Source organism: Pseudokineococcus basanitobsidens (assembly GCF_037482545.1).
GTDB classification, from domain to species: Bacteria; Actinomycetota; Actinomycetes; order Actinomycetales; family Quadrisphaeraceae; genus Pseudokineococcus; species Pseudokineococcus basanitobsidens.
Window position 1 is genome coordinate 472,669 of the sequence record NZ_JBBIAA010000001.1, and the last position, 23,971, is coordinate 496,639.

General features: G+C 74.8%; 16 protein-coding genes. 6 read left to right on the forward strand and 10 right to left on the reverse strand.

From position 1 onward, the window contains the following. Positions 1 to 220 precede the first annotated feature (220 nt). The 3 genes from WDZ17_RS02120 to WDZ17_RS02130 all read left to right on the forward strand — a co-directional run bounded on the left by WDZ17_RS02120 (position 221) and on the right by WDZ17_RS02130 (position 4,440). Entirely contained in the window at positions 221 to 2,401 is a 2,181-nt protein-coding gene (locus WDZ17_RS02120; RefSeq protein ID WP_339573485.1) for a S9 family peptidase, read from the forward strand. A 42-nt stretch (positions 2,402 to 2,443) separates the two neighbouring features. Further along, the gene (locus WDZ17_RS02125) at positions 2,444 to 3,301 is read left to right on the forward strand and encodes a thioredoxin-like domain-containing protein (protein WP_339573486.1); all 858 of its coding nucleotides are present in this window, start codon (positions 2,444 to 2,446) and stop codon (positions 3,299 to 3,301) included. A 116-nt stretch (positions 3,302 to 3,417) separates the two neighbouring features. Beyond that, positions 3,418 to 4,440 (forward strand): NHL repeat-containing protein, encoded by a 1,023-nt coding sequence (locus WDZ17_RS02130; protein WP_339573512.1) that lies wholly within the window; start codon positions 3,418 to 3,420, stop codon positions 4,438 to 4,440. A gap of 15 nt (positions 4,441 to 4,455) precedes the next feature. On the opposite strand, the gene WDZ17_RS02135 is transcribed toward WDZ17_RS02130, so the two are convergent. Both WDZ17_RS02135 and WDZ17_RS02140 read right to left on the reverse strand, forming a co-directional pair. Beyond that, positions 4,456 to 4,755 (reverse strand): hypothetical protein, encoded by a 300-nt coding sequence (locus WDZ17_RS02135; RefSeq protein ID WP_339573487.1) that lies wholly within the window; start codon positions 4,753 to 4,755, stop codon positions 4,456 to 4,458. 265 nt (positions 4,756 to 5,020) lie between these two features. Beyond that, positions 5,021 to 6,016 carry a pyridoxal-phosphate dependent enzyme gene (locus WDZ17_RS02140; protein WP_339573488.1) on the reverse strand — a complete coding sequence of 332 codons (996 nt, stop codon included), beginning with the start codon at positions 6,014 to 6,016 and terminating at the stop codon, positions 5,021 to 5,023. Between the two features lie 172 nt (positions 6,017 to 6,188). On the opposite strand from WDZ17_RS02140, the gene WDZ17_RS02145 reads away from it, so the two are divergent. Further along, on the forward strand, positions 6,189 to 7,259 hold the full coding sequence (locus WDZ17_RS02145) for an iron-siderophore ABC transporter substrate-binding protein (protein WP_339573489.1): 1,071 nt from the start codon (positions 6,189 to 6,191) through the stop codon (positions 7,257 to 7,259). Between the two features lie 103 nt (positions 7,260 to 7,362). Here WDZ17_RS02145 and WDZ17_RS02150 read toward each other — a convergent pair whose 3' ends face one another. The 5 genes from WDZ17_RS02150 to WDZ17_RS02170 all read right to left on the reverse strand — a co-directional run bounded on the left by WDZ17_RS02150 (position 7,363) and on the right by WDZ17_RS02170 (position 15,651). Then, the gene (locus tag WDZ17_RS02150) at positions 7,363 to 10,362 is read right to left on the reverse strand and encodes a glycoside hydrolase (protein ID WP_339573490.1); all 3,000 of its coding nucleotides are present in this window, start codon (positions 10,360 to 10,362) and stop codon (positions 7,363 to 7,365) included. 150 nt (positions 10,363 to 10,512) lie between these two features. Continuing rightward, complete coding sequence (locus WDZ17_RS02155) at positions 10,513 to 12,276, reverse strand: glycoside hydrolase family 35 protein (protein ID WP_339573491.1); 1,764 nt, start codon at positions 12,274 to 12,276, stop codon at positions 10,513 to 10,515. Between the two features lie 100 nt (positions 12,277 to 12,376). Further along, on the reverse strand, positions 12,377 to 13,702 hold the full coding sequence (locus tag WDZ17_RS02160; protein WP_339573492.1) for an ABC transporter substrate-binding protein: 1,326 nt from the start codon (positions 13,700 to 13,702) through the stop codon (positions 12,377 to 12,379). Positions 13,703 to 13,770: 68 nt separating this feature from the next. Beyond that, a complete protein-coding gene (locus WDZ17_RS02165; protein WP_339573493.1) occupies positions 13,771 to 14,706 on the reverse strand; it encodes a carbohydrate ABC transporter permease in 936 nt (311 codons plus the stop codon). 3 nt (positions 14,707 to 14,709) lie between these two features. Further along, positions 14,710 to 15,651, reverse strand: a complete 942-nt coding sequence (locus tag WDZ17_RS02170; protein ID WP_339573494.1) for a carbohydrate ABC transporter permease — start codon at positions 15,649 to 15,651, stop codon at positions 14,710 to 14,712. A 233-nt stretch (positions 15,652 to 15,884) separates the two neighbouring features. Here WDZ17_RS02170 and WDZ17_RS02175 point away from each other — a divergent pair, with 233 nt between their 5' ends. Next, positions 15,885 to 16,880, forward strand: coding sequence for a LacI family DNA-binding transcriptional regulator (locus WDZ17_RS02175; RefSeq protein WP_339573495.1), 996 nt, complete (start codon positions 15,885 to 15,887; stop codon positions 16,878 to 16,880). A 72-nt stretch (positions 16,881 to 16,952) separates the two neighbouring features. On the opposite strand, the gene budC is transcribed toward WDZ17_RS02175, so the two are convergent. The 3 genes from budC to WDZ17_RS02190 form a co-directional block, all read right to left on the reverse strand. Then, positions 16,953 to 17,732: a meso-2,3-butanediol dehydrogenase gene (gene budC / locus WDZ17_RS02180; protein WP_339573496.1), complete on the reverse strand. Its 780-nt coding sequence runs from the start codon at positions 17,730 to 17,732 to the stop codon at positions 16,953 to 16,955. A gap of 47 nt (positions 17,733 to 17,779) precedes the next feature. After that, entirely contained in the window at positions 17,780 to 18,085 is a 306-nt protein-coding gene (locus WDZ17_RS02185) for a DUF4190 domain-containing protein (protein WP_339573497.1), read from the reverse strand. Positions 18,086 to 18,239: 154 nt separating this feature from the next. Continuing rightward, the gene (locus WDZ17_RS02190) at positions 18,240 to 19,325 is read right to left on the reverse strand and encodes a DNA polymerase domain-containing protein (RefSeq protein ID WP_339573498.1); all 1,086 of its coding nucleotides are present in this window, start codon (positions 19,323 to 19,325) and stop codon (positions 18,240 to 18,242) included. A gap of 342 nt (positions 19,326 to 19,667) precedes the next feature. Between WDZ17_RS02190 and WDZ17_RS02195 the strand changes: the two genes are divergently transcribed. Continuing rightward, entirely contained in the window at positions 19,668 to 23,771 is a 4,104-nt protein-coding gene (locus WDZ17_RS02195; RefSeq protein WP_339573499.1) for an ExeM/NucH family extracellular endonuclease, read from the forward strand. Positions 23,772 to 23,971 lie beyond the last annotated feature (200 nt).

Below are 23,971 nucleotides of genomic sequence, written 5' to 3' on the forward strand. Positions count from 1 at the left end.
GGGGGCCGCATCTATCGCACTTCGACGACTTCTCGCGCCGAGGGCGCCCTTTCATGAGCACTTCGACGACTTCCTGCGCTCAAGGTGCCGTTTCGCGAACACTTCGACGACTTCGTGCGTTCGCGGTGCCGTCTCGCGCGCACGTCGACGACGTCGTGCTCGGAGGGCAGGACGTGACTGCCGGGCGCGGGTCGGCGGGCGGGCGTGGTAGCACGGAGCCGTGACGACGAACGGCGACGACGCCCGCCCCGACCACAGCTCCTCCGGCGACCCGCTCGGGGACCTGGACGCCTACGCCGCGCAGCCCCGGGTGACCGGGCTCGCGCTGAGCCCGGACGGACGGCGCCTCGCGCTCGCGGTCGCCGGCCTCGACGGCGAGGGCACCGGGTACGTGACGAGCCTGTGGGAGTCACCCCTCGACGGCGGTGCGTGCCGCCGGCTCACCCGTGGCACGACGGGCGAGGCCGCGCCGGTGTGGACACCGGCGGGTGACCTGCTCTTCACCGCGAAGCGGCCGGAGCCGCCCGCGTCCTCCGCGAGGGGGCGCCCCCGGCCCGGTGCGCAGCCCGGCCCGGCGGGGGAGCCGGGGCAGCCCGGCGTGGGCGGTCGCACCGGGGACGACGCACCGCCCGCGCTGTGGTGCCTGCCCGGCGGGACCGGCGAGCCACGGCCGGTCGCCTCGCGGCCGGGCGGCCTGCAGGTCGCCGCCGTCGCCCGCGGCACCGGGGCCCTGCTCGCGACGTCGCCGACGATGCCGTCGGCGCCGCAGGACGGCGACGACGCCTCCGTCCGGCGCGCGCGCACGGAGGCCGGCGTGACCGCCGTCCTCCACGACTCCTACCCCGTGCGGTTCTGGGACCACGACCTCGGGCCCGACCGCGACCGCCTGCTCGCCGCCGACGCGCTCGACGACGTCGCCGGCACCGCCGGGACGCCCGACTCGCGGTACACGCTGCGCGACCTCACCGGCCACGTCGGCCCCGCGCTGCACGGGGCGGCCTGGGACCTCTCCGACGACGGCCGCACCGCCGTCGGTACCTGGACGGTGCTGCGGGCCCACGGCGAGCAGTCCCTGCAGCTCGTCGCCGTCGACGTGGCGACGGGGCACCGCACGGTGCTGCTGGACGACCCCGGCCTCGAGCACGAGGGGGCGGTGCTCTCGCCCGACGGCGCCACCGCGGCGTTCGTCGCGACGCGTGTCTCGACCCCCGAGCGGGCGCCGCGGTCCTGGTTGGCCCTCGTCGACCTCGAGCGGGACGCCTCCGGCGGCGTCGTCGGCGCGGGCGAGCGGCGCGACCTCACCGCCGGCTGGGACCGGTGGCCGTCCGCCGTGTCCTGGACGCGCGACGGGCGCTCGCTCGTCGTCGAGGCGGACGAGGGCGGCGCGGCCCCGCTCTTCCTCGTCGACGCCGCCTCCGGCGACGTCCGCCGCCTCACCGCCGACCACGGCGCCTACGCCGGCGTCCAGGTCTCGCCCGACGGCTGGGCGTACGCGCTGCGCTCGGCCTACGACGCCGCGCCGGCGCCCGTCCGCGTCCGCCTCCGGGACGGCGACGTCGAGCACCTGCCCTCACCGGTCGCGCCGCTGTCCCTGCCGGGCCGGCTGGAGGACCTGCGCACGACCGCCGCGGACGGCACCGAGGTCCGCAGCTGGCTCTGCCTGCCGGACGGCGCGTCGCCCGACGCGCCCGCGCCGCTCCTGCTGTGGGTCCACGGCGGGCCGCTCGGCTCGTGGAACGCCTGGTCGTGGCGCTGGAACCCGTGGTTGGCCGTCTCCCGGGGCTACGCCGTCCTCCTGCCCGACCCCGCGCTGTCCACCGGCTACGGCCAGGACTTCGTCCAGCGCGGCTGGGGCGCCTGGGGTGCCGCGTCCTTCACCGACCTCATGGCCGCCACGGACGCCGCCGAGGCGCGCGAGGACGTCGACGAGACCCGCACCGCCGCGATGGGCGGCTCCTTCGGCGGCTACATGGCCAACTGGATCGCCGGGCACACCGACCGCTTCGACGCCGTCGTCACGCACGCGAGCCTGTGGGCGCTGGACCAGTTCGGCCCGACGACCGACGCGGCGTACTTCTGGGGGCGGGAGATGACGCCCGCGATGGCGCAGGAGAACAGCCCGCACCGCAGCGCCGACGCCATCACGACGCCGGTGCTCGTCGTCCACGGGGACAAGGACTACCGCGTGCCGGTCGGCGAGGGCCTGCGCCTGTGGTGGGACCTGCTCTCGCGCAGCACCGCCGAGGACGGCTCGACGCCGCACCGCTTCCTGTACTTCCCCGACGAGAACCACTGGGTGCTCTCGCCCGGCGGCGTCGTCGTCTGGTACCAGTCGGTGCTGGGCTACCTCGACCAGCACGTGCTCGGGAAGGGATGGGTGCAGCCCGACCACCTGGGCTGAGGCGCTGCCGGAGTCCCGCCACGCCGGTGCGACTATCGACCCGTGAGCACGCGCACCGCCGGTACCGCCCGCAGCGCGAGGACCCCCCGCACCCGCGCCCCCGAGCTCGTCGGCCGGCGGTGGGTCGGCACCGACGGGCGGGTGCTGCGGCTGGCGGACCTGCGCGGCCGCTTCGTGCTTCTCGACTTCTGGACGAGCTGCTGCGTCAACTGCCTCCACGTCCTGTCCGAGCTGCGCGACCTCGAGGAGCGGTGGGCCGCCGAGCTCGTCGTCGTCGGCGTGCACTCGCCGAAGTTCCCGCACGAGGCCGAGCCGGACGTCCTCGACGACGCCGTCCGCCGCTACGAGGTGCACCACCCCGTCCTCGACGACGCCGACATGGCGACGTGGCAGGCGTACGCGGCGCGGGCCTGGCCGACGTTGGTGCTCGTCGACCCCACCGGGTACGTCGTCGCGTCGCTCTCGGGGGAGGGGCACGCGCACGGGCTCGACGCGCTGCTCACCGAGCTCGTCGCCGAGCACGACGAGCGCGGCACGCTCGTGCGCGGCGAGCGGCTGTTCACCCCGCTGCCGAGGCGGCGACGGACGACGGCCTGCGTTACCCCAGCAGCGCTCTCGTCCTGCCCGAGCGCCTCGGCGGCGGGGTCCTCGTCACGGACACCGGGCACCACCGCCTCGCGGTGCTCGACGACGACCTCGCCGTGCTGCGGACCGTCGGCTCGGGGGCCCGCGGCCTCGTCGACGGCGACGCCGCGACCGCGTCCTTCGCGGAGCCGCAGGGCCTGTGCCTGCTGCCCGACGACGTGGCCGCGCGCCTGGGTGTCGACGTCGTCGTCGCGGACAGCGCGAACCACGCCGTCCGCGGCGTCCGGCTCGGGGGCGGCGCCGCCCGCGTGGTGACCCTGGCGGGCACGGGCGAGCAGCTGCGCCGTCGCGAGGGCGGCGGGCCGGCGCTGCGTCAGCACCTCTCGACGCCGTGGGACGTCGCCTGGTGGGACGACCAGGTCGTCGTGGCCATGGCGGGCGTGCACCAGCTGTGGGCGCTGGAGCCGGCCGCGGACCCGGGGGACGGCGTCGTCCGCGTGCTGGCCGGCACCTCGGCCGAGGGCCTGCGCGACGGCGACGCCGAGCAGGCGTGGTTCGCGCAGACGTCGCGCCTCGTGCCGTCCGTCGACGGCGGGGCGTTGTGGGTCGTGGACGCCGAGACCTCGGCGCTGCGGCGGCTGGTCCGCACCGGCGCCGCCGCCGACCGCTCGGTCCCGGTGGTCGAGGACACCCGCCTGGCCAACGCGGCGCCCGTCGCCGCACCCGGCTACCGGGTCGAGACGCTCGTGGGGTCAGGGCTGTTCGACTTCGGGGACCGGGACGGCGGGGCGGCCGAGGCGCTGCTGCAGCACCCCCTCGGCGCCGCCGTGCTGCCCGACGGCTCCGTCGCCGTCGCCGACACCTACAACGGGGCGGTGCGGCGGTACGACCCCGCGGCGCCGGCCGGGGTGCCGGCGGTCACGACCCTGGTCGCCGACCTGGCCGAGCCGACCGGCGTGGCGGTCGTCGGCTCGGGCGCGGCCGCGGAGCTGCTCGTCGTCGAGTCCCGGGCGCACCGGGTGCTGCGACTGCCGCTCACGGCGGGTCGTGCCCTCGGGAGCGCCACGGGGCGGGTCGAGCGGCCGGCGACCGCCCTCGCCGCCGGTCTCGTCGACCTGCGCGTGCGCTTCTCGCCGCCGGCCGGCCAGCACCTCGACGACCGCTTCGGCTCGCCGGTCCGGGTCGTCGTCTCGTCCACGCCGGCGAGCCTGCTCGCCGAGGGCGCCGGCACGCGGACCGCGCTCGGGCGTCCGCTGGTCCTGCGCGGCGCGGCGGGGGAGGCGGGCGTCCTGCACGTCTCGGCGCAGGCCGCGGCCTGCGACGCCCCGTCACCGGCGGACGGCGAGGTGCCGGAGCACGCCGCCTGCCACCTCTACCAGCAGGACTGGGGCATCCCCGTCGTGGTGACCGAGGACGGCCCCTCGGAGCTGGTCCTCGACCTTCGCGAGGTCTGAGGTCGCCCTCGTCGGTCAGAAGCCCGCCCGACGAGGGCCGCCCGGGTCCGCGCCCGGCGCGCCGCCGAGCGTCCCGCCCACGAGGGCCCGCAGCTGCTCCTGCGCCTGGGCGGCCGCGGCGGCCATCTGGTCGCCCTGCTGCGCGCGGCCGGCGAGGAGCTCGCCGTGGTGGTCCTCGCAGACGCCGGTGCCCTCGAGGAGGACGGCGGCCGGGGTCCGGGTGCGGGCGCCCAGGCACGGCGAGCACCAGCCCAGCGGGCCGGGGACGTCCGGGACCACGGTCCCGCGGTCGGGACCGACGGCGTCAGCGCTCATGCGCCGACGCTAGCCGCGGCGCCACCGGTCCGCTGCGGAGCCGCTTCCCCGCACCGGAGCGGCACCCCGCGACGGCTCAGCGCCCGAGCGCCGTGCACACGCAGGCGCGGCCCTCGGCGTCGGCCAGGACGGGGAAGGCCGGGGCCTGCGTGTCGTCCACGACGCAGCCGCCAGTCGTCGAGGCCCGCATCCGCGACGTCCTCCACCGAGCTCCTGCCCACGGGCCGAGCATGGCCCTCACGGCGCGGGCGCGGGGCCGTCGCGCTCAGGCCCCGGTGACCGAGGGGTGCCCGAAGAGCCCCGGCAGCCCGCCGGTGTGGACGAGGACCGTCCGACCGCCCGGGCGCACCTCGCCGCGGCGGACGGCGGACGCCAGGCCGGCCAGCGCCTTCGCGGTGTAGACGGGGTCCAGGACGACGCCCTCGGTGCGCGCCGCGGCCTCCAGCGCAGCGGTGCTGCCGGGCGTCGGGACCCCGTAGCCCTCGCCGACCTCGTCGCGGCGCAGGCGCAGGTCCCCGGCTCGGACCGTGGACGCCGCGGCGGCGTCGGGGAGGGCGTCCGGCTGCGCGGCCGCGACGCCGCGCACGAGCCCCACCACCCGCTCGACCGGGTCGGGCACCGCACCGACGTCGACGCCCAGCACGCGTGCGGGCCCCAGGCCCGCGACGAGCCCGGCCATCGTCCCGCCGGAGCCGACGGCGGTCACGACGTGCGCGACGTCAGGGACCTGCGCCGCGATCTCGGCGGCCGCCTCGACGTAGCCCAGCACGCCGAGGGCGTCGGAGCCGCCGTAGGGGACACGGGAGGGGCGCGAGCCCTCGGCTCGCAACCGGGCGCACACCTGCTCGGCCGCGGCGTCGAGGTCGCCGAGCGCGACGTCGCCGACCCACTCCAGCTGCGCGCCGAGCAGCTCGTCGAGGACGAGGTTGCCCGCGGCGCGTCCCGGGGCCGAGCCGGCGAGCACGAGCACGCAGCCCAGGCCCGCGCGCCGTGCGGCGGCCGCGGTGGCGCGGGCGTGGTTGCTCTGCGCCGCGCCCGTCGTCACGAGGACGTCGGCGCCCTCGGCGAGCGCCCGACCGACGGTGCGCTCGAGCTTGCGGACCTTGTTGCCGCCCCCGCCCAGGCCGCAGAGGTCGTCGCGCTTGAGCAGGAGGTCGTCCCGGCCCAGGCCGAGGTGCTCGGCGAGCCGGGGCGCGGGCTCGACCGGCGTCGGCCAGGTGCCGAGGCGCAGCAGCGGGGCGTCGGCCTGCGGCGTCGTCACGGACCGCACGCTACGGCGGACGGCCGGAGGCGGGAGGCGGGCGTTGCCCCCGACGACCACGGCCGTCGCACCGACCGGGGGCGGTGCTGGGCCGGACCGATGCCGAGCCCGAGGGGTGCCGAGTCAGGTTAGGCTCCCCTCTCCTGCCCCTCCGAGAGACCACGAGGTCCCCGTGCGCACGACCCTCCTCGGCCGCGTCGCCGTCCTGCCCGTCGCCCTGTCGCTGTCCCTCCTCGCCGCGGGCTGCGGCTCCGACGCCCCGTCCGGCGGGACGCCGGACGCGGAGCCCTCCGGCGGTGCCGCGTCGGCGAGCAGTCCCGGCTCCACGGACGACGCGGGCTCCACGACCGGCGCGGGCTCCTCGGCGGCCTTCCCCGTCACCGTCGACACCGCCTTCGGCGAGATCGAGATCCCCGAGGAGCCGCAGCGCGTCGTCGCCCTCGGGTGGTCCGACGCCGAGACGGCGCTCGCCCTCGGCATCCAGCCGGTCGGGGCCAGCGACTGGCTGGGCTTCGGCGGCGACGGCGTCGGCCCGTGGGCCGAGGGGCTCTACGACGAGTCGCCGACCATCATCAGCACCCTCGAGCCGGAGCTCGAGCAGATCGCCGCCCTGCAGCCCGACCTCATCCTCGACACGCGCTCGGACGGCACGCAGGAGCGCTACGACGCCCTGAGCCAGATCGCCACCACCGTCGGCATCCCCGAGGGCGCCGAGAGCTACACGACGACGTGGGAGGAGCAGCTCGACCTCGTCGGGGAGGCGCTCGGCCGGGAGGACGAGGCCGACCAGCTCGAGGACGAGGTGGAGCAGACGCTCGACGACGCCGCCGCGGCGAACCCGCAGTTCGAGGGCAAGACCGTGGCCGTCGGCGCCCGTACGGCGGAGGAGTGGGGCGCCTACACCGAGGGCGACAGCCGCGTGCAGCTCATGGAGTCGCTAGGCTTCGAGCAGAGCCCCCAGGTCGAGGAGCTCGGCGGCGACAGCTTCTACGTGCCGGTCTCGGACGAGCAGCTGAACCTCCTCGACGCCGACCTCACCGTCGTCTTCCCGATCTTCGTCGAGGCCGCGGAGATCACCGACAACCCGCTGTACCAGGCGATCCCGTCCGTCCAGGACGGGCGGTCCGTCGTCCTGGAGGACACGACGCTGCTCAACGCCTTCTCCAGCGCGAGCGCGCTGGGCACCGAGTACGCGGCCGAGAACATCACGCCGCTGCTGGCCGAGGCCGTGCCCGCGAGCTGACGTCGCCCGGCCCGGCCGGACGCACGAGGTCATCGACGCACGAGGCCCCCGAGCACCGCGGTGCTCGGGGGCCTCGTGCGTCCACCTCACGCGTCGGGACGTCTCACCCCTCCTCGCCCGGGACGAGCGCGAGCACCTGCAGCTCGCTCATCACGAGGTAGCCGCCCTGCCGCGCCTGCAGGACGAGGCGCACGCCGTCGGTCCGCACAGGACCGTCGGCGACGTCGAGCTCCACGACCTCGCTGCCCGCGGGCACGTCGAGGACGGCCGAGGCGTCGACCCAGGCGCCGTCCGCACCACGGACCTGGAGCTGCGCGGTCCGCGGCGACGTGTCGTCCTCCTGGTAGACCTCGGCGCGGACACCCGTCACCGACCGCGCTCCCGGCAGGTCCACGACGAGCGAGTCCCCGGGCCGCTTGTCGCCCGGCACCCACGTCGACCAGGCCTTGTCGGTGAGGTCGCCGTCGTTGAGCCCGGCGGTGGAGTAGCCCGGCTCGGTGAAGGACGCGGAGATGCTCACGCCCTCGTCCTCGGAGACGACGCCGGGCTCACCCGGCACCACCTCGACCTGCGCCGTGGCGGGCAGCGTCCGGCCGGCCGCGGTGACCGCCGTGCCGGCCACGGTCGTCGTGCCGACCGCGGCGACGTCCTCGGGACTCACCTCCGCCCAGGTGACGGGCACCTGGACGGCCACGTCGAGCTGCCCGGTGGCGGTCACCGTGGCGGGGAGCTCCGGGACCTCGCCCGGGACGGTGCGCACCCGCACCGGCTCGGTCGTGGTCAGGCGGTCCACGACGACGGTCGCGGTGACCCGGTGGGTCGTGCCCGTGAGGTCCGTCGCGGTGCCGCGCACGACGACCTCCCGGGGGCGGCTCCAGGCGTGATCGCCCTGGGGCAGGCGCCACGTCGCCGGCATCGCGTAGCCGGTCCCGTCCGAGACGGTGCTGCTCACCGTCTCGGGAAGATCGGGTGCCGTCCCCACCTCGGTGAAGACCTGCACCTCCTGAGCCCCTTCCACGGTCCGGTCGGCGAGCTCCCACCGCTGGTTCGCGCCGCCGTTCGCCCGGTAGGCGCCGACGGGAGCACCCTCGGTGGTCGCCTGGCCGCCCACCTCGAGGAGCCTCGTCGTCCCACGGTTGACGAGGGTCCAGACGCCGTCGCCCGTGGTCGAGCCGACCCACTGCGCCGCGAGCGGCACGTCCGCGGTCTTCTCGGCCAGGCGGACGGTGTCCCCGGTGTCCGTGAGGACACGGCCGTCGACCACGCTCGAGACCGTGTACGCCGTCCGGTTGCCCCTGCCGTGCACGGCGTCCAGGCGCCAGAGCTCGTCCTCGGCGGTGACGTCGTCGGCGCCGAGGACCGCGCCGTCGGCGGCGGCGGCCAGCACCCGGTCGCTCTGCACCCCGTCGAGCGCGTAGACGTGGCCGTCCTGGATGCTCGCCTCGCCGGCGTCGGCACCCCTCACGCCGTCGACGACGAAGGTGGTGACGGACTCGGCGGGGACGACGAGCCGGGCGTGGTCGTCCGTGACCGCCACGGGGTCGCCCTCCTGCAGGGCACCGGACGCGTCGGTGACGACCGGCGTCACGGTGGCGCCGCGCTGCACGAGGCGGAACCCGGAGAGGTCGAGGTCGACCGCGCGCGCGGCGTCCGACTCGTTCACGTGGACGACCGACGCCTGCGGGCCACGACGGCTGACCGACGCCACGGTCGAGGCGTCGTCCGTAGCGATGAGGTGGTCACCCGGCGCGATGTAGTGCGTGAAGTTCCGCACCGTGCCGAACTTCGTGTTGGTGTAGATCGGGCACGTCTCGAGGGTGTCCTCGGCGGTGCAGTCGAACGGGAGCTGGATGCTGCCCCAGTTCGCCCCCGCGGCACTCTCGCCGCCCGGCTTCATGTTGTCGTAGTCCTCGACCGGCTGCCAGAACACCCAGGCCGTGGGCTCGAGCTCGCGCAGGTCGTCGACGATGCGGTCGGCGATGCCGAGGCCCGGCTCCATGGACTCGAAGTCCTGCCCGTCGCCCCAGGACCCGCCGACCTCGCTCATCCACAGCGGCTTGTCGAAGCCCTTGGCGATGTCGCGGACGACGGGCCGCTGCCCGGTGCCGTAGGTGTGGACGTTGAGCTGGTCGACGACCTCGCGGACCTCGGGCGGGTAGGCGTACCAGTTCGTCGCGAAGGTGCCGGGGTTGGTCTCGTCCATGGCCGAGACCACGGCGTCGGTGTCGGCGCCCTCGAGCGCGTCGTCCAGCGCGGAGATCACCTGCCCTTGCAGCGCGGGACCCGCGTGCGCGCCCTCCTGCCGCCCACCGGTCGGGTTCCCGTCCGGGCCGAGCTGGGTGCCCCAGTACGGGGTGTTCGGCTCGTTCAACGGGTCGATCGTGTCGACGTCGATGCCCGTGGCGTCCTCGAGCCGCTCGGTGGCGCCGACGACGTAGGCGGCGAAGTCGTCGACCCGGTCGGCGCGGATCTGGTCGGCCGAGCTGTCGAAGCCGCCGGAGGTGTAGCCGCTGACGGTCTGGAACCACGGCGGCGAGTTGCTGAAGGTCTCCCAGTGCGTGACGTCGTCCTTGATGCGCTCGACCCACCACCGCTGCGTGGCGTCGGCGTCCGGGTCCCAGTCCTCCGGGTCCTCGGGGTCCCACCAGTCGACGTCCTCGCGCGTGGTCCCCTCGGGGGCCTCCCACCAGCCCTCGACGGCACCCCCGGGGCGCAGGTAGTCGGGCACGTCCGGGGCGTTGCCGCCGCCGATGTTGTAGCGGGCGATGTTCAGGCGCAGGCCGTCCTGGCCGAACAGCAGGTCGGCGAGACGGTCGCGGATCTCGTCGGGGTAGTCGCCGGTGGCGTTGGCGAACCAGACGAGGCTCGTCCCCCAGCCCTCGAACTCCTGGCCCTGGTAGGCGGGGTCGAGGCGGACGGTCACCGAGGGCAGGGCCCTCGTCGCCGTCGCCGTCGCCGTCGCGGCACCGGCGGGGACCGCGCCGGCGCCGAGCGCCAGCACCAGTCCTGCGCCCAGCACCGCGCGGGTCGCCCTGCTGGCCGTCGTCCGTCGTCCTGCTCCGGGCCTGCTCGGCCCCTCCTGCCGTGCGCGGGTGTCGTCCACGTCCGGTCCTCTCGCGTCGTCGTCGTCGCGTCCGCCCCGGCCGTCCTGGACCGGCGGCGTGGCTGCGGTGGTGCGTGCCCGACCGGCCTCTGCCGGCCGGTCCCCGTACCCCCTTTCCTGCGTGCCGCCCCGTCGGGCGCGCGGCTGCGGTCAGTCCTCGGTGTGCCCCAGGTCCGGTGCGGCGACGAAGCCCGCCCGGGCCTGCGCCGCGCCGTGCAGCTCGAGCACGAGGAGGTCGTTGGCGCCCTCCCGTACGAGCGGCCCGGGCACGTAGAGGGTCCGGGTCGGTCCGGCGGACCAGTAGCGACCGAGGCACCAGCCGTTCACCCACACAAGGCCCTTGCCCCATCCCGTCAGGGCGAGGAAGTGGTCGGCGCCGGGCTCGCTCGCGAAGGTCCCGGCGCAGAAGGCGGGGCCGGCCACGGGGGCGGCGGGGTCCTGGTCGGGCTGCTCGCGCACCTCCTCCGCGAGCGCGGTCACGTCGTCGAGCAGCAGGGGCGCGGTGCGCCAGGAGGTCACCTCGCGCGCGGTCGTCCGCGCCGGGCCGAGCAGCCCCTTCGGCTCGCCGATCCGTGGCCCGTAGTTGACGCGGCCCTGGTCCTCCACGAGCAGCTCGAGGACCCCGTCCGCGGCCGGCAGCGGCAGCACGCGGTCGCCGCGGGAGCGGTCGAGGACGCCGATCGGGCGGCCGTCCAGGCGGGCGACCACGTGGTCGCGGACCTCGTCGAGCACGAGCACGCCGTCGTCGGCGGTGACGTCGGTGCGGTAGGCGACGAGACCGGTCCACTGCTCCGCCTCGTCGGTCGTCGGCAGGTGGTCCCACTCCTTCCACGGCCCCAGGACACTGGTGGCCGAGGTCGCGTCGAGGCGCCGGTCGAGGGCGACGTCGAGCGCCGGCGCGGGCCGCCGCTCCGGCGGGAGGTCCGCGGGGACCGGTGCGTACCGTGAGACGACCTCCCGGAAGGCGTGGAACAGCGGGGTCGGCGAGCCGTCCTCGGCGATGGGGGCGCCGTAGTCGTAGGAGGTGACCGTCGGCGCGTAGACGCCCTTGTCGTTGGCGCCGTTCGTGAAGCCGAAGTTGGTGCCGCCGTGTGCCATGTAGATGTTCACGGACGCCCCGGCGGCCAGCAGCTCGTCGAGGTCGCCCGCGGCGCGGTCGACGTCGGGGAGGTGGTGGTGACCGCCCCAGGCGTCGAACCAGCCGGCCCAGAACTCGGCACACATGAGCGGGCCGGTGGGCTGGTGGCGGCGCAGCACGGCGAGCCGCTCGGTCGAGCGGGAGCCGAAGGTGGCCGTCCGGTGCAGCTCGGGCAGGCCGCCCCGGGCGAGCATCGCGTCGTCGGCCTGGTCGCACGTGAACAGGGGGACCTCGATGCCCTGGGCCCGCGTCATCGCGACGAGCTCGCGCAGGTAGCCCGCGTCGTCGCCGTACGCGCCGTACTCGTTCTCCACCTGCACCATGAGCACCGGCCCGCCGCGCGTGACCTGCCGCTCGGCGACGACCGGGAGAACGCCGGCGAGGAAGTCCTCGACCGCCGCGAGGTAGGTGGGCTCGCTGCGGCGCACCCCGACGCCCTCGGCCGCCAGCAGCCAGGCCGGGAGCCCTCCGCCGTCCCACTCGGCGCAGATGAAGGGTCCAGGACGCACGATCGCGTGCAGCCCCTCGGCGGCGGCGAGGTCGAGGAAGCGCCCGAGGTCGGCGCGCCCGGTGAGGTCCATGACGCCGCGCCGCGGGCTGTGGGCGTTCCACGCGACGTACGTCTCGACCGTGTTGAGACCCATGAGCCGAGCCGTCCGCAGCCGGTCGGCCCACTGGTCTGGGTGGATCCGGAAGTAGTGCAGCGCACCCGAGACGACTTGCACGGGGGCGCCGTCGAGCAGGAAGTCCTCGTCGCCGATCGCGAACGCGGGCATAGGTCCTCGTCTCCAGGGCTCGCGGTGGTCGGGTGGTCGGGGCGGACGCTGGTCCCGCCGGTCGGGGTCGTCAGGCGTGCCCGGCGACCCCGACCGGGGCTCAGCGGGCGGTGACCCCGAACCCCTGCTCCTCGCCGTAGGAGACGATGTCCTGCTGCCAGGCGCCGAGGCCGTCGGCGATCGTCTCGTCGCCGACGTAGGCCTGGCCGACGGTGTCGTTGAAGACGCTGTTGGCGTACACCTGGTACGGCAGGTACTGGAAGCCGTCGACGACGTCGGCCGAGGACTGCGCGAGCACCTCGTTGATGGCCTGGCCGCCGAAGTAGTCGGGCGTCGCCGAGAGGAACTCGTCGGACTCGAGCTGCTCGACCGTCGCGGGGAAGGCGCCCTGGTCGACGCGGGTCTGCGCGCCCTCGCCCGTCGTGGCGTACTCGAGGAAGGCGTAGGCAAGCTCCTTCTGCTCGCTCGCCTCCGTCACCGACAGGGCGCTGCCGCCGTTCTCGGCGGTGACGGACGCGCCCTCGTCCCACTGGGGCATGGGGGCGACGCGCCAGCTGCCCGCGGCGTCGGGGGCGCCGGACATGAGGTTGGCCGGCATCCATGCGCCGGTGACGAGGCTCGCCACCTGGCCACCGGACAGCGCCTGGAACCACTCGTCGCTCCAGGAGCTGATCGGCGCGACCAGGTCCTCGCCAACCATCGTCTGCCACAGGTCGGCGAAGCGCTGCGAGCCCTCGTCGGCGAGGTCGACCGTGACGTCGGTGCCGTCGGCGGTGAACGGCTGCCCGCCCGCCTGCCAGATCAGCGAGGTCGTGAAGCCGGCGTCCCCGGTGTCGTTGGTGATGTAGGTGTCCGGGTCGTACGCGCGGAGGGCGCGGCCTGCCTCGACGAACTCGTCCCAGGTCGTCGGGACCTCGACGCCGGCCGCCTCGAAGACGTCTGCGTTGTAGAACATCGCCATCGGCCCGGAGTCCATCGGCAGGCCGAAGACGCCCTCGCCCTGCGGCTGCACCGAGGCCCACGGCCCCGGGCTGAAGGTGCCGTCGAGGTCGGCGGCCCCCAGGTCAGAGACGTCGGCGAAGGACTCCGAGAGAGCGAACTGGGGCAGCGCGTAGTACTCGACCTGCGCGACGTCCGGGACGCCGCTGCCCGCCGAGATGGCGTTCTGCAGGGCCGTGTACTGGTCGTTGCCCGTGCCGACGTTGGCCAGCTCGACCGTGACGCCGGGGTTAGCGGTCTCGAAGTCCTCGGCGACCTGCTCCAGCGTGGGCTCCCACGCCCAGACGGTGAGGGTGCCGCCGTCCTCGACGGCGGCGTCGACGTCCTCGGGCGAGCCCGAGCCCCCGCCGCAGGCGGTCAGCGACAGCGCCAGGGCGGCGGTGAGGGCGGTTCCGCGCAGCGCTGCGCGGCGGGTGGTGCTGGTCATGGGAGGTCCTTCCGGGGGGCGGTGGCGGGAGGTGCGGGTGGCGAGTGGAGCCCGGGGGCCGCGGGACGTCACTCCTTGACACCGCCGGCGGCGAGGCCGCTCTGCCAGAAGCGCTGCAGCAGCAGGAAGGCGGCGACGAGAGGGACGATGGTGAGCAGGGAGCCGGTGATGACGAGGTCGAAGATCGCCTCGCCGCCCGCCGTGGCGGCCTGCGCGTTCCACGCGTTGAGCCCGAGGGTCAGCGGGTACCAGTCGGGGTCGCGCAGCATGATCAGCGGCAGGAAGTAGTTGTTCCACGTCGCGACGACCGTGAACAGCAGCACCGTGACGATGCCGGGGGCGAGCAGCGGCAGGCAGACCTGGACGAAGGTCCTCAGCTCGCCGGCACCGTCGACGCGGGCCGCCTCCATGAGCTCGGTCGGTATCGCCTCGGACGCGAAGGTCCACATGAGGTAGAGCCCGAACGGGGAGATGAGCGACGGGATGATGACCGACAGCGGGGTGTTCGTGATCCCGAGCTGGCTGAACATGAGGAAGGTCGGGACGGCGAGCGCCGTACCGGGGACGGCCACGGCGCCGATGACGACGGCGAAGACGCCGCGCTTGCCGGGGAAGTCGAACTTCGCGAGCCCGTAGCCGCCCAGCACCGCGAGCGCCGTGGCCCCACCGGCGCCGGCGACGACGTACAGCAGCGTGTTGGCGAACCACCGGCCGAAGACGCCGTCGTCGTAGGTGAGCGTGCGGGAGACGTTGTCCAGCAGGTTCACGTCGCCGGAGAACCACAGCCCGAAGGACGTGAAGAGGTCGGACTGGGTCTTCGTCGCGTTGACGACCAGCCACACCAGGGGCACGAGCGCGTAGACGAGGACGACCGCCATGAGGACGGTGAGGAGCAGCGACCGGCGTGGCCGGTCGCGCCGGTGCGTCCGCCGGGAGCGCGACGAGGACGGGCTGCGCCGCCCGGCCTCGGGGGCGGTCGCGGGCGCGGGTGCGGTGGTGGCCATCGGTCAGCCCTCCCGCCGCATGCCACGCAGCTGGACGACGTAGGCGACCACCATCGTCACCAGGCCCATGATCAGCGCGACGGTGGCGGCGTAGTTGTACTGCTGGCCCGAGAAGGACAGCGAGTAGGCGTACAGGTTCGGCGTGAAGTCCGTGGTGATGGCGTTCGGCGCGAGGCTCGCCAGGATGCTCGGCTCGTTGAAGAGCTGGAAGCTGCCGATGATGGAGAAGATCGTCGCGATGACGAGGGCCCCGCGCATCGCCGGGACCTTGATGGCGGCGACGATGCGGAGCTGGCCGGCGCCGTCGATCTCCGCCGCCTCGTAGAGGCTGGTGGGGACCGTCCGCAGGGCGGAGTAGAAGATCAGCATGTTGTAGCCCACGAAGGACCACGTGACGATGTTGCCGATCGCCGCGAGCACGTAGTCGGGTGACAGCGGTGCGGGCAGGCCCACGCCGAGCGCGTCCTCGAGGTTGCCCACGAGCCCGAAACGCGTGCCGTACATGAAGCCCCACATCAGGGCGGCCACGACGGCGGGCACGGCGTACGGCATGAAGATCGAGATCCGGAAGAAGGAAGCGCCGTGCAACCGGCCGCTGTCGATCGCCAGCGCTGCGAAGAGCGCGACGGCCAGCATCACGGGCACCTGCACGACGAGGAAGAGCGACACCCGGCCGAGCCCCGACCAGAGGCTTGGGTCCTGCAGTGCCTGTGCGTAGTTCGAGAGCCCGACGAAGGAGGTGCCGCCCACGAGCTGGTCGCGGAAGAGGCTGAGCCACAGCGAGTAGGCGATGGGCGCGAGGAAGACGAGCGCGAAGACCGCCATGAAGGGCCCGACGAAGCCCCAGCCGGCCCACCGCCGTGCCGAGGACCGTGGGCCGTCCGGCCGCGCCGCTGCCGGCGCCGTGGGTGGCGTGGTGGGTGCCGCGGGGGCTCCGGCCGTCATGGGCGTCCTCGCTCCGTCTCGTGGGGTCGCAGGGAGAGCTGGGTGCGACCTCCGTCGGTCGCGACGTTTGCGCTAACTGCGCGGACAGCATGCGCCCCCCAGGTACGTTTGCGCAACCACGTCGACGTCGCGGGACGACGGCGTCCCGCGCGGAGCACTCCGTCGACGGGGGTGCTGACGGAGGAGGGCGCGTGGCAGAGGTCCCGGGGGCGGCGGTGCGCCGAGGTGTGCGCATGTCCGACGTCGCGCGCGAGGTCGGCGTCTCGGCGCAGACGGTCTCCCGGGTCTCGAACGGCATGCCCGGCGTCGGCGAGCCGACCCGTCAGGTCGTCCTGGAGGCGATGCAGCGGCTCGGCTACCGCCCGAACAGCGCTGCGCGCGCGCTGAAGAGCGGTCGCTTCCGGACGCTGGGCGTGCTGCTCTTCACGCTGGCGACGACCGGCAACGTGCGCACGCTCGACGGCGTCCTGTCGTCCGCCGCGGCGGCCGGCTACGGCATCACGGTCGTCCCCGTCCAGAGCCACACCCAGGCGGAGGTCCGGGGTGCCTTCACCCGCCTCACGGAGCTGGCGGTCGACGCGGTCGTCGTCGTCATGGAGGTGCAGCTCTTGGACACGATGACCGTGCTGCTGCCGCCCGGTGTGCCCGTCGTGGTCGTCGACTCGAACGCCGCGGACCGGTACCCCGTGGTGGACACCGACCAGGCGGACGGGGCCCGGCAGGCGGTGCGCCACCTGCTCACGCTCGGGCACAGAACGGTCTGGCACGTGGCGGGCCCGCAGGACTCCTTCGCCGCCGCGCGGCGCGCCGACGCCTGGTCGGCGGCCCTCGTCGAGGCGGGCAGGAGCGTCCCGCCGGTACTCGTGGGGGACTGGACCTCCTCGTCCGGCTACGAGGCGGGTCGCCGCCTGGCGGCCGAACCCGGGTGCACCGCCGTGTTCTCCGCCAACGACCAGATGGCGCTCGGCGTGCTCCGCGCGCTGCGGGAGGCGGGTCGCCGCGTCCCCGAGGACGTCAGCGTCGTGGGGTTCGACGACCTGCCCGACGTCGGTGACTACTCCCCGCCGCTGACGAGCGTCCACCAGGACTTCGCCGAGGTCGGGCGCCGCTGCGTCGAGCTGGCGCTGCGGCAGGTGGACGAGGGTGCGACGGCGCCCGGCAGGACCCTCGTCCCCACCCGTCTCGTGGTCCGCGCCAGCACGGGGCCACCTCCTCGCCAGGCCCGGTGACGCCCTCGCTGACCTGTCGCTGGTCGGCCTCGGGCGGCGGTGCCGGACCCGGGCGCCGTCCCTCGAGCGGGTTCAGGCGTGCGGCTGCCCCGTGGACGCGCTCGTGCCGCCGTCGACGGGCAGCACCGCCCCGCTGACGTAGTGCGCGGCGTCGCTGGCGAGCCACAGCACCGCGGGGGCGACGTCGTCGGGGATGCCGGGCCGCCCGAGGGCGATGCGGTTCGTGAAGGGCTCGAGGGAGTCCGCGTCGGTCACCATCGGCTCGGTCAGCTCCGTGAGGGTGAACGCCGGCGCGACGACGTTCAGCCGCACCCCCCGGCCGCCCCAGTCGAGGGCCAGCGAGCGGACGAAGTTGGTCACGGCGGCCTTCGTCGCGTTGTACGTCGACTGCCCCCAGTCGCCGCGGTCGCCGGACACCGACGACACGGCGACGAGGTTCCCGCCGGCGTCGGCGAGGTGTGGCAGCGCCGCCTTCGCGAGGTGGAAGAAGCCGTCGACGTTGGTGGCGCGCATGGCCGCCCAGTCGTCGTCGTCGACCTCGGTGATCTCGCCGACGGCGAAGCCGGCCGCGTTGCTGACGACGACGTCCAGGCGCCCGAAGCGCTCGAGGACGTCGGCGACGAGGCCGCGCACCTGGGCGCCGTCGGAGACGTCCGCGGGCAGGGCCGCGGTCCGCTCGGCCGGGTGGCCCTCGAGCACCTGCTCGAGCTGCTCGCGGCGCCGTCCGGTGACGGCGACGGTCGCGCCGGCGTCGAGGAACGCGCGGGTGATCGCCGCGCCGATGCCCGAGCCGCCGCCCGTGACGAGGACGACGCTGCCGGTGAAGTCGTGGGTCGTGGTCTTCGCTGCCATGCCCCGATCCTGGGTGAGCGGCCCCGGGAGCGCCGTCCGGGGGTCCGTCAGAAGCCGGACACGCCCTGCAGCTGCTGCATCTGCTGGATGCCGCTCGCGATGCCGGCGGCGAACAGGCCCAGGAAGAGCACGACGAAGAGCAGGTTGAGCGCGCCGAGCACGACGGCGGTGATGGCGAAGCCCCGGCCGCCCTCTCCGGTCCGACCGATCTCCCGCAGCGCCAGGATGCCGAAGACCAGCCCGAGCAGGCTGAAGGAGAAGGCCAACGGCAGGGCCACGACGGCCTTGGTGTTCGTGGCCGCCGTCGACGTGGGGGCGTGGCCGGTGTGGGGGACGGGGGCGTCGTAGCTCATGGGTCTCCTCGGGCGGGGCGGACGGGCGTCGGGCGGACGGGCGTCGGGGCGCAGTCCGCCCCACGTGGACGACGGGCAGTCCACCAGGCCGGCGTGCCGTCGCGGGGGAGGTCGAGCGGGTACCCCCCGCCCGGGCGACGGTGCGACGGCCGGGTCACCCGTCGGTGGTGCGGCCCCCGCGGTCGCGGTCGCGGTCGCGGCTGGGCTGCACGCGCTTGGGCTCGCCGGGCATCTTGGGGTGGTTGGGCGGGTAGGGCAGCTCGCCCTCGCCGCGGGCCTCGTCGCGGTCGGCCATCTCCAGCAGCGGCTCGAGGGAGTGGCGGACCTCGTCGAGGCCGGCCATGGGGTCGCCGCGCTCGGCGAGCAGGCCGGGGACGGTGGCGATGGTGCAGTCGTCGGGGGAGACGTCGGCCAGCTCGGCCCACGTGACGGGGGTCGACACCGTCGCGCGGGGCGTGCGGCGGGCGGAGTAGGCGCTGGCGATGGTGTGGTCGCGGGCGTTCTGGTTGTAGTCGACGAAGATCGCCGAGGTCCGCTGCTCCTTCCACCAGGCGGTCGTGACGAGGTCGGGGGCGCGGCGCTCGACCTCGCGGGCCAGGGCGATCGCGGCCCGGCGGACCTCGCGGATCTCCCACCGCGGCTCGATGCGCACGTAGACGTGGACACCGCGGCCGCCGGAGGTCTTGGGGTAGCCGACGAGGCCGAGCTCGTCGAGCAGCGGGTGCAGCACGTCGAGGGCGACCCGGCGGGCCTCGTCGAAGCCGGTGCCGGGCTGGGGGTCGAGGTCGACGCGCAGCTCGTCGGGCAGCTCGACGTGGTCGGCGCGCGTCGGCCACGGGTGAAAGGTCACCGTCGACATCTGGACCGCCCACAGGACCGGCGCCGCCGCGTCGACGCGCAGCGCGTCGGCGTGCCGTCCGGAGGGGAAGGTCACCCGCACGCGGCGCAGGTAGTCGGGGGCCTTCTCCGGCACCCGCTTCTGGTACACCTCCTCGCCGTCCACGCCGTCGGGGAAGCGCTGCAGGTACGTCGGGCGGTCCCGCAGGGCCCGCACCAGGGGGCCGACGCCGCCGACGGCCCCGTCCGCCGAGGCGGACGCGACCGCCCGGTAGAAGTCGACGAGGTGGCGCTTCGTGCCGCCGTCCGCACCGAGCGCGGGGAAGAGGACGCGGTCCGGGCTGGTGAGGCGCACGGGGACGCCGTCGACGTCCAGCTCCTCGGCCGGGGTCCTGCTCGCCACCGGCGACCTCCTCACCTGCGAGCACCCAGCGTGCCCAGCGTCACACAGCGTCGACCACGGCGGTCACGGGCGGGGGACGATCCCGCCGAGGTCACGCCGGAGCCTTCCCGACCGGGCAGATCCGTCACATGCTGTTCACCCGGACGGGGCAGTCTCCACCGCGCCCCGTGCCGCCGCCAGACCCGGCGCGCCGACCGCGCGTCGGGCGAGGCAGGCCGTCCGCCGACCGGCGGGCGGCGCGCACACCGCCGTCGACACCGGAGGACCTCCGTGCCACGAGCACCACACCCAGCGGCCCGCCCCGCCGTCACCAGGGCCGCTGCTGCGGCCACCGCCGCACTCGTGGGGGGTGCGCTGCTGGCCGCGCCCGCCGCCGCCGTGACGCCCCCCGCGGGCAGCCCCTTCATCAGCGAGCTCCACTACGACAACGCCGGGACGGACGCGAACGAGCGCGTCGAGGTCCAGGCCGAGCCCGGGACCGACCTCACCGGGTGGACGCTCGTCGGCGTCAACGGCAACGGCGGGGCGACGTACTCGCCGAAGAGCCTCTCCGGCGTCGTCGGGGACTCCGGCGTCGTGGTCGTCGATTTCCCGGGCCTGCAGAACGGCGCGCCCGACGGCCTCGCGCTGCTCGACGCGAGCGGCGCGCTGGTCCAGTTCCTCTCCTACGAGGGCCAGTTCACCGCGACGCTCGCCGGGGCCTCGGCGACCTCCACCGACATCGGCGTCGCCGAGACCGGCAGCGGGAGCGCCGACGGCTCGATCCAGCTGCTCGGGGACACCTGGACGGTCCTCGAGGACTCCAACAGCTTCGGCGCCCGCAACGGCGAGGAGCCGCCGCCAGAGCCCGACCCGGAGCCGGTCGCGTGCACCACCGACGGTCTCACCGCCATCACGGCGGTCCAGGGCACCGGGGACGAGAGCCCGCTCGTCGGCCAGGACGTCACCGTCGCCGGCGTCGTCACGTCCTCGCCGGACGGGTTCGGCAGCCTCTACGTCCAGGACGCGACGGCCGCCCCGGGCGACGCCTCCTCCGCGGTCAACGTCTTCGGCGACGCCGTGGACGGCCTCGAGATCGGCGACAGCGTCCAGGTCGCGGGCGAGGTCGCCGAGTACCAGGGCCTCACCCAGGTCACCGCCGACGCGGTGGCCCTCTGCGCCGAGGACGCCGACCTGCCGGACGCGGTCACGCTCGACAGCGCGGACCTGGCCGGCACGGACCGCGAGCGCCTCGAGGGCATGCGCGTCGAGGCCGCGGGCACGTGGACGGCCACCGAGGTCTACAACCTCAACCGGTACGGCGAGGTGGCCCTCGCCGCCGGGGACGACGTCCTCCTGCAGGCGACCGACGTGGTCGAGCCCGGCGACGCCGCTGCCGCCTACGAGGCGCAGAACGCGGCGCAGCAGGTCCTCCTGGACGACGGGCGCAGCACGAACCTCGCCGGCGCCGGCCTGGCGCCGAGCTACGGCGCCGCGGACGTGCCGGTGCGCGTGGGCGACCACGTCAGCAGCTTCGGTGACGTCGGCTACGTCCTCGACTACCGCTACGACGCCTGGCGGCTCCAGCCCGTCACCCCGGTGACCGACGGCGTCGCGGGCGCCACCTTCGACGACGCGAGCCCGCGGACCGACGCCCCCGAGGACGTCGGCGGGGACGTGCAGGTCGCCACCTTCAACGTCCTCAACTACTTCACGACCTTCGGCGGCGAGGCCCGGGGCGCCGACGACGAGGCCGGTCTCCAGCGCCAGGAGGCGAAGATCGTCACGGCGATCAACGCCCTCGGGGCCGAGGTCGTCGGGCTCGAGGAGATCGAGAACGGCGCCGCCCTCGGCGAGGACCGGGACGAGGCGCTGGCCACGCTCACCGAGGCCCTCAACGAGGGCGCCGGGGAGGAGCGCTGGGCCTACGTCCCCTCGCCCGCGGACCTCCCGCCGGCCCAGGACCAGGACGTCATCCGCAACGCCTTCATCTACCAGCCCGCCGCGGTGGACCTGGTCGGCGAGTCCGTCGTGGACGACGACGAGGAGTGGGTGGGCCGCGCCCGCCAGCCCCTCGCGCAGGTCTTCTCCACCGGCGGCCCGGACGCCTACCGGTTCATGGCCGTGGTCAACCACTTCAAGTCGAAGGGCTCGGTGCCGCAGCCCCCGCGCGACGGTGACGAGGACACCGGCGACGGCCAGGGCAACGGCAACGCGACGCGCGTCGCCGAGGCGCAGCGCCTCGTGGAGTTCGTCGACGGGATCGACGACGCCCCCGAGGACGTCGTCCTGCTCGGCGACTTCAACTCCTACACGCAGGAGGACCCGCTCGACGTCCTGCGCGACGCCGGCTACGTGGACCTCGGCTCGGAGTACGACGCCGGCGACACGTACGTCTTCAGCGGCCGGACCGGCTCGCTCGACCACGTCCTCGCCTCGCCGTCGATGGCGGCGACGGTGACCGGCGCGGACGTGTGGGACATCAACGCCGACGAGTCGTACGCCTACCAGTACGACGGCTACCGGCCCTGGTACGCGCCCGACCAGTTCCGCGCCTCCGACCACGACCCCGTCGTCGTCGGCGTGAGCGCCGCCGGCGCCGGCGGCGGGGACGAGGGCACGTCGACCCTGCAGCTGCTCGACATCAACGACTTCCACGGCCGCCTCGGCGACGCCGTCGCGCTGTCGGGCACGATCGAGCAGCAGCGCGACCGCGACGACGTCGACGGCACGCTGCTGCTGTCGGCCGGCGACAACATCGGCGCCTCGCCCTACGTCTCCTCGGTCCAGGCCGACGAGCCGACCATCGAGGTCCTGGACGAGATGGGGCTGCAGGTCAGCGCCGTCGGCAACCACGAGTTCGACCGTGGGATCGACGACCTGCTGGGGCGCGTCGGGGTCGACGGCGAGAGCGGCCTGGCCGACTTCCCGATCCTCGGTGCGAACGTCTACGACGAGTCCGGCGACGTGCTGCTGCCGGAGTACGCGCTGGAGGACGTCGACGGCGTGAGCGTCGGTGTCATCGGCGTCGTCACCGAGGAGACCAGCTCGCTCGTCTCGCCGTCCGGCATCGAGGGCGTCGTCTTCGGCGACCCCGTCGAGGCCACGAACCGGGTCGTCGACGAGCTCACCGACGGGGTGGGGGACGAGGCGGACGTCATCGTCCTGTCCGCGCACGAGGGCAACCCCCTCGGCCAGGACGAGCAGACCCTCGAGGAGGCGCTCGCCGCCGACACGGCCTTCGCGCGCATCGTCACCGGGGTCAGCCCGGAGGTGGACGCGATCTTCACCGGCCACACGCACCAGGTCTACGCGTGGCAGGCGCCCGTCGCCGGCGGCGGCACCCGTCCCGTCATCCAGACGGGCTCCTACGCCGCGAACCTCGGCCGCATCACCCTGGACTACGACCGCGCCACCGGCGAGGTCACCAGCTCCACGGTGGAGGAGGTCCCGCTGACGCAGACCCCCGAGGACGAGCTCGTGGCGACCTACCCGCGCACGGCTGAGGTCGCCGGGACGGTCGCGGCGGCGGAGGCCTACGCCGACGAGGTCGGCAGCGAGGTCATCGGGTCGGTGACGGCGGACATCACCCGTGCCTTCACCGACGCGGGTGTCGAGGACCGCGGGGCCTACTCCTCCCTCGGGGGGCTCGTCGCCGACACCTACGTCTACGGGACGACCCTGAGGCCCGTGGAGGACGCCGACCTCGGCCTCGTGAACCCGGGCGGCCTGCGCGCCGACCTGCTCTACGGCGAGGACGGCGAGATCACCATCGCCGAGGCCAACGCCGTGACGCCGTTCGCCAACGACCTCGTCGCCGTCCCCCTCACCGGGGGACAGCTGGTGCAGGTGCTCGAGGAGCAGTGGCAGCCGGCGGGTGCGTCGCGCCCCTTCCTGGCCCTGGGGACGTCGGAGGAGCTCACCTGGTCCTACGACCCGGACGCACCGGCCGGCGAGCACGTCCTCGTCGACAGCATCCGGGTCTCCGGGGAGCCGATCGACCTCGGCGCCACCTACCGCGTGGCGACGAACTCCTTCCTCGCGTCCGGCGGTGACAACTTCACCACCTTCGCCGAGGGTGCGGTCGAGCTCACCGGGCTCATCGACTTCGACGCCTTCGAGGCCTACCTGCGGGAGTACAGCCCGCTCTCGCCGGAGGACTACACCGGCCGCGTCACGGTCGGCGAGGCGCCGGAGCAGCCGGAGGGCCCGCAGCTGGTCCTGCCGACGACCGAGGTGGCCCGTGGTGACCGCGTCGAGGTGTCCGTGACGGGCTTCGCGGCCTACGAGGCCGTGACCCTCACGCTGGGCGGCGACCGTGCCGGTCGGGTCCGCACGGACGCGGAGGGCTCGGGCACGACCCGGGTCCGGATCCCGCGGCGGGTCGAGCCCGGCACCTACGAGATGGTCGCCACCGGCGTCGTCTCGGGGCAGACCGTGACCGTGGAGGTCACGGTCACCGGCTAATGGCGGCTACCGGACCGGTTCCGCAAGGGGCAGGGTCGGTGCTGGTAGCGACCGGTGGGGTCAGCACTCGTCTCGGCTGGACCGTGGAGTCCTAGGGTCAGAGCGTGCGCCCCACCGGTCGTGGGCAGGCGTGACCGCTACTGGGATGACGTGCCCCGACCGGGGGCCCCGAGCGCTGCTGGCGTGCGGGGCCGCAGGAC